Genomic DNA, 6,541 nt, shown 5'->3' on the forward strand with positions numbered 1-6,541 from the left:
AATGTACCTCACTCAACCTAAACTTACCCTATTATATAGCGAACTGCTTGCAGCAGCGCTTCGCTATCGCTATCCTACCTCCAAAGTCTTCACCTCAAGTACAGATATTAATAATAAAATAAAACTCCTGTGGTGCGGGCATCTTGCCCGCACAAAATGTACCTCACTCAACCTAAACTTACCCTATTATATAGCGAACTGCTTGCAGCAGCGCTTCGCTATCGTTATCCTACTCAAAAAGCTATTCCCTGTTCCCTGTCAGCTGTCACCTGTTACCTAATTTTAGATAGTTCTTCCTTATCAAGATAAGGATAACATATTTAAAATCCTTTGTCAACACCTAAAAAACAAATTTTTCGCGTCTTGTTCCCTGTTCCCTGTTCCCTATTCCCTATTCCCTGTCACCTGTCACCTGTCACCTGTCACCTGTCACCTGTCCCCGTGGCGTAGCACCTGTCACCTGATTAAAGTGATAATTGTAGGTTGGGTTAAGCGACAACGTAACCCAACAAAGTCCTAACAACAAAGTCCCTAAGTTATTGGGTTGAGAAAACCCAATAAAGCTATTAACTAAACAAGAAATTACCACCGAACAGGTTTAAACTCGCATTGGTGCTATTAAATCCAGATGTACCGGATAAGGTAACTAATAATTGACCAGTACCAAAACCAGCATTACCACTAATACCATCCCCAACTCGCACTAATGTAGAATTACCTGATGTAATCACATCAAAATTGGCAATACCTGTAAAGTTCAGTTTATCGCCACCGGCACCGCGCACAAATTGGTAAACTGTATCTGTACCATCACCAAGAACGTAATTAACGTTATCTACAGCATTATCGTTTAAACCTAAATACAGGCTATCGCTACCACCACCACCAATTAAAGTATCAGCACCCGCACCACCTGTGAGGGTATCATTTCCTAAACCACCAGTGAGAATGTTAGCTGCTGCGTTACCTGTAATGTTGTTATCCAGGTCATTACCAGTACCGTTAATAGCGGTTGTTCCTTGTAACGTTAGGTTTTCGGTATTGGGGGTGAGGGTATAGGTTACAGTTGTGAAAACGCTATCTGTTCCTTCATTCAGACTTTCTGTGATGATATCTGCTGTATTGTCCACATAATAGGAGTCATTACCAGCACCACCAATGAGGGTATCAGCACCCTCACCACCATTGAGGGTATCATTTCCTAAACCACCGGTGAGAATGTTAGCCGCTGCGTTACCTGTAATGTTGTTATTTAGTTCATTACCTGTACCATTAATAGCGGTTGTTCCCTGTAACGTCAGGTTTTCTAGGTTGGGGGTTAAGGTGTAAGTTACACTGATAAAAACGCTATCATTTCCTTGTCCTCCAAATTCTGTGATGGTGTCTTCTACATCTACATAGTAAGAATCATCACCAGCACCACCAATGAGGGTATCAGCACCTGCACTACCTGTGAGAACGTTAGCCGCTGCGTTACCTGTAATGATATTATTCAGTTCATTACCTGTACCGTTAATAGCGGTTGTTCCCTGTAACGTCAGGTTTTCTAGGTTGGGGGTTAAGGTGTAAGTTGCTGCGGTGCTAAAAACGATATCAGTTCCTTCATTCAGGTTTTCTGTGATGATATCTTCTGTCCTGTCCACATAATAGGAGTCATTACCAGCGCCACCAATGAGGGTATCAGCACCCGCACCACCATTGAGGGTATCAGCACCCTCACTACCTGTGAGAACGTTAGCCGCTGCGTTACCTGTAATGATATTATTCAGGTCATTACCTGTACCGTTAATAGCGGTTGTTCCTTGTAAAGTCAGGTTTTCGGTATTGGTGGTGAGGGTATAGGTTACAGTTGTGAAAACAATATCAGTTCCTTGATTTGCTAATTCTGTGATGATATCTGCTGTATTGTCCACATAATAGGAATCATTACCAGCGCCACCAATGAGGGTATCAGCGCCCGCACTACCATTAAGAGTGTTATTACCAGTGTTACCTGTAATGGTATTATTGAGGGTGTTACCTGTACCGTTAATAGCGGTTGTTCCCTGTAAGGTTAGGTTTTCTAAGTTGGCTCTTAATGTCCAAGTGATAGAAGATTCAACGGTATCTATTCCACTATTTAAACTTTCAGCAATGACATCTCCCACATTATCTACTACATAAGTGTCATTACCACTACCACCGATTAATAAATCTGCACCTGTTCCCCCGTTCAGAGTGTCATTACCGTCTCCACCACTTAAATCATCGTTTCCTGTACCACCTTTAATCCAATCATTACCCGCAGTACCTAAAAAGCTGACAGTACCTGTAAAGCCAGTTAAATCAAAGCGTTCAAATCCGAATACCGTTGTCCCTGGAATATCTAATTGATTGGTGGTATTACTGGCATCAATGGAGATAATATCATTATCTGTTCCGCCACTGATAATTAAGGTATCTGTGCCATTACCACCTTTGATGGTGTCGTTTTGTTGTAAATTAGCCAATATGCTGGTGATGGTGTCTTCTCCATAGTCAGCATCTATGATATCCTGTTGGGCTGTGGTGGTGAAACTTTCGTTATCGTTAAGGTCAGTGACTCCAATGGTTAATTGTCTTTCAAAGAATAACCCCCCTTGGTCTGTTGTCCTCAGTCGAAGGCTGTAACTGTTTTTGGTTTCAAAGTCAAATACAGCGTTGGTTTTAAGTTGATTTCCAGTAATGCTAAATAAACTATTATCTGTTGCACCGTCCCCGGTGACTAAACTATAGGTAAAGATGTTTCCTGTATCTGGGTCTGTGCTAATGAGATTACCAATTACTGTACCAATAACTTGGTTTTCGGCAACTGTGCTGGTGTCAATTAACAGGTTGGTAGGAGTTTCGTTAAGGTCAGTTACTCCAATAGTTAATTGTTTCTCGTAGGATAACCCCCATTGGTCTGTGGTTGTGACTTTAATGCTGTAACTATTTTTGGTTTCAAAGTCAAATACAGCGTTGGTTTTGAGTTGATTTCCAGTAATGGTGAAGAAACTATTATCAGTTGCACCGTCCCCGGTGACTAAACTATAGGTAAAGGTGTTATTAGCATCTTGGTCTGTGCTACTCAGATTACCAATTACTGTACCAATAACTTGGTTTTCGGCAACTGTGCTGGTGTCAATTAACAGGAATGTATCATAATTGCCCACTAATGTGGGTGCAAATACTCCCTGGTAGGTGTGGAGGGTGTGTGCATTGAAAACAATATTCGGCAAATAAGGTAGAGACGTTCCATGGAATGTCTCTGTAACGGGAATATTCACCTCTAACTGCCAATTTCCCCCTAATGCTGCATTGCCGGTTTTTGTGGTGGAGGCGCTAATGGTGGCGTTGGTAATTTGATGTAATTTGTGAATAAATTCTGCCCCAGCATCCCCAGCAGCGACGTTACAACCATATAGTAAAATATTCTGAGGTTGCCACTGTTGTAATTGTTGGGTGTAATTATGAATATTAGTTAAGTTTAATTGACTATTGCCTAAATATAAGCATCCAGGCGCACCGTGGGAAAGGATGTGAATGGTGGTGATGTGGGGATGTTGTTGTAAAATTTGGCTAACTTGCTCAATTCCGTCTTGCTCTGGGGAAATAATAACTGTTTTTACGCCTTCGATAATTCCTGCTTGGAGGGTGTGATAGTCGGAAAGGGAGGCATCAATAAAAACAATTGTTGTTGCGGTTTGACGGAGGAAAGAGTTATTAGACATAATTTTTTCCTTTACACCTGGTACTGTAGGTTTTTGTTATATGGGGTAGAAAATGAGCAACTTCACGTAATAAAACCTTGTCACAATATGATCGTAATTGATTAAAGTCAGAAGTACAACCGTATTTTTTAAATTTAATGTGTGTTAATTAGTGTCATATACATAATACTCTGGTAACATTCATGCTTTTACATTTGTCAGAATCAGGTGGTTATCGAGCGACTTGTACTGAGCTTGCCGAAGTAAGTCGAGATAATATCCAGGATGAAAGGATGTACAGGATGAAGATCTAAAATGATGCGTTACTATATTATATAGGTAGAATGTAGCAAACTGCTTGCAGCAGCGCTTCGCTATCGCTATGCTACACCCAAATTCTTCATCAATGGTGCATTACTAGTCGCTAACACACCCTACTATTTGGCTGTCACCTGTCCCCTGTCCCCTGTCCCCTGTCACCTGTCACCTGTCCCCTGTCCCCTGTCACCTGTCACCTGTCACCTATTCACTGTCCCCTGTCCCCTGTCCCCTGTCCCCTGTCACCTGTCACCTGTCACCTGTCCCCTGTCACCTGTCACCTGTCACCTATTCACTGTCACCTGTCCCCTGTCACCTGTCACCTATTCACTGTCACCTGTCACCTATTCACTGTCCCCTGTCCCCTGTCACCTATTCACTTAATTTCATGACCAACCCCCGCCAAGTAGCTTTTATTGCCCTCAAAGAAGTTCATAAAGGAGCTTATACTGATGTGGCTCTAGACCGGGTATTACAAAAGTTTAAGTTACCGGACAACGATCGCCGGTTAATGACAGAATTAGTTTATGGTAGTGTGAGAAGACAACGCACTTTAGATGCTATCATTGACCAACTTGCTACCAAGAAAAACCAACAACAACCAAAAGACCTCCGCACGATTTTACATCTGGGTTTTTATCAACTGCGGTATCAGGAAAGAATCCCTGTTTCTGCGGCCGTAAATACCACCGTTGAATTAGCCAAAGAAAATGGTTTTCCTGGTTTAACTGGTTTTGTGAATGGTTTATTACGTCAATATCTTCGACTTTTAGAAAAGTCTTTAGAACCTTTAATTTTACCAGAAAATCCCATAGAAAAATTGGGAATTTTACACAGTTTTCCCAATTGGATAATTGAAGTGTGGTTATCACAATTGGGTTTTGAAGAAACAGAAAAACTGTGTATCTGGATGAATCAAACCCCGACAATTGATTTAAGAATAAATATCCTGCGTAGTTCCTTAAAAGAGGTAAAATCAGCTTTTGAAGCTGCTGGTATTTTAGTTAAATCTATTCCTAATTTACCCCAAGCTTTACGATTAATTGGTAACAACGGACCAATTCAAAATTTACCCGGCTTCTGTGCAGGTTGGTGGACAGTCCAAGATAGTAGCGCCCAGTTAGTTGGTTATTTGCTTGACCCTAAACCTGGTGACGTGGTAATTGATGCTTGTGCAGCACCAGGGGGAAAAACTACCCATATTGCGGAATTAATAGGAGATGAGGGTAAAATCTGGGCTTGTGATCAAACAGCTTCTCGGTTACGCAAATTAAAGGAAAATGCCCAACGACTGCATTTACAATCTATTCATACTTATATAGGAGATAGCCGCAATTTACCGCAATTCTCTCAAACTGCTGACTGTGTATTACTTGATGCTCCTTGTTCCGGTTTGGGAACTATGCACAGACACGCTGATGCGCGTTGGCGACAAACCCCTAATTCAGTACAAGAACTTTGCCAATTACAGAAACAATTATTATCACATAATGCAACTTTTGTCAAGACTGGAGGCGTTTTAGTTTATGCAACTTGTACATTACACCCAGAGGAGAATGAGCAGGTCATTTCGGAATTTTTAGCAGTCAACCCCCATTGGCAAATAGAGCCGCACCCTTTTGAGTTATTCAATCATACTACTCCTGGTTGGTTGAAAGTCTGGCCTCACCAACAGGATATGGATGGTTTTTTCATGGTGCGCTTAAAAAAATCTAAGGATTCTCAGTGAATATCAACAGTGATTGTAAGATCTAATCAAAGCCGGAATCTACCAGAGGAGGCAGCAATGGTTAATAATTCCCATGTCAAAAACCTAGTAAAAATCCTGATTGGAGCAGCTTGGATTGATGGTAAAATCCAGCCGGAAGAACGGCAATATTTGCGGGAAATAGCGCAAGCTAAGGGTTTAGCTAGTGACCCTGAAATTAAGCCTTGGTTGTATGAATTAGTGCCAGTGAATCCGAAGGACTGTTATAAATGGGTGAAAGAATATTTAGGCGATCGCCCAACACAGGAAGATTATGAGAATTTAATTGAAGCGATAAGTGGCTTGATTTATAGTGATGGTGATATAGCCATTGAAGAAGCAAGACTCCTCACCCAATTGACAGAGTTAAGTAAGTCTAGTGGTGCTAACCAAGCAGCACACACTACACTGTTGAAGCAAATTCAAAAGCTCTACCGGCGTTGTGTTGACGTACAGAATTAGGTAATGGGTAATGGGTAATGGGTAATGGGTAATGGGTAATGGGTAATGGGTAAAATGATAAAACTCTTGTGGTGCGGGCATCTTGCCCGCAGTAGAGCTTACCGACCTGACCTTTAGCCCTGACTACAAACCAACAAAAAATTACAGCAGTTTCCAGCATTATAAAGTACAGATATTAATGATAAAACTCTTGTGGTGCGGGCATCTTGCCCGCAGTAGAGCTTACCGACCTGACCTTTAGCCCTGACTACAAACCAACAAAAAATTACAGCAGTTTCCAGCATTATAAAGTACAGATATTAAT

Annotated in this window: 4 protein-coding genes; 3 read left to right on the forward strand and 1 reads right to left on the reverse strand. The window is 41.5% G+C overall.

Annotation, left to right across the window (positions count from 1 at the left end; translation table 11 throughout):
* A partial coding sequence (locus FFO06_RS22190; RefSeq protein WP_236097200.1) for a hypothetical protein occupies positions 1 to 280 on the forward strand: 280 nt, incomplete at its 5' end.
* A gap of 286 nt (positions 281 to 566) precedes the next feature.
* Here FFO06_RS22190 and FFO06_RS20370 read toward each other — a convergent pair.
* Entirely contained in the window at positions 567 to 3,731 is a 3,165-nt protein-coding gene (locus FFO06_RS20370) for a DUF4347 domain-containing protein (RefSeq protein ID WP_137909663.1), read from the reverse strand.
* Between the two features lie 685 nt (positions 3,732 to 4,416).
* Between FFO06_RS20370 and FFO06_RS20375 the strand changes: the two genes are divergently transcribed.
* Positions 4,417 to 5,757 (forward strand): 16S rRNA (cytosine(967)-C(5))-methyltransferase, encoded by a 1,341-nt coding sequence (locus tag FFO06_RS20375; RefSeq protein WP_137909664.1) that lies wholly within the window; start codon positions 4,417 to 4,419, stop codon positions 5,755 to 5,757.
* Positions 5,758 to 5,814: 57 nt separating this feature from the next.
* Positions 5,815 to 6,237: a tellurite resistance TerB family protein gene (locus tag FFO06_RS20380; protein ID WP_137909665.1), complete on the forward strand. Its 423-nt coding sequence runs from the start codon at positions 5,815 to 5,817 to the stop codon at positions 6,235 to 6,237.
* Positions 6,238 to 6,541 lie beyond the last annotated feature (304 nt).

Origin of the sequence: Dolichospermum planctonicum (assembly GCF_005402965.1) — a bacterium.
GTDB lineage: Bacteria > Cyanobacteriota > Cyanobacteriia > Cyanobacteriales > Nostocaceae > Dolichospermum > Dolichospermum planctonicum.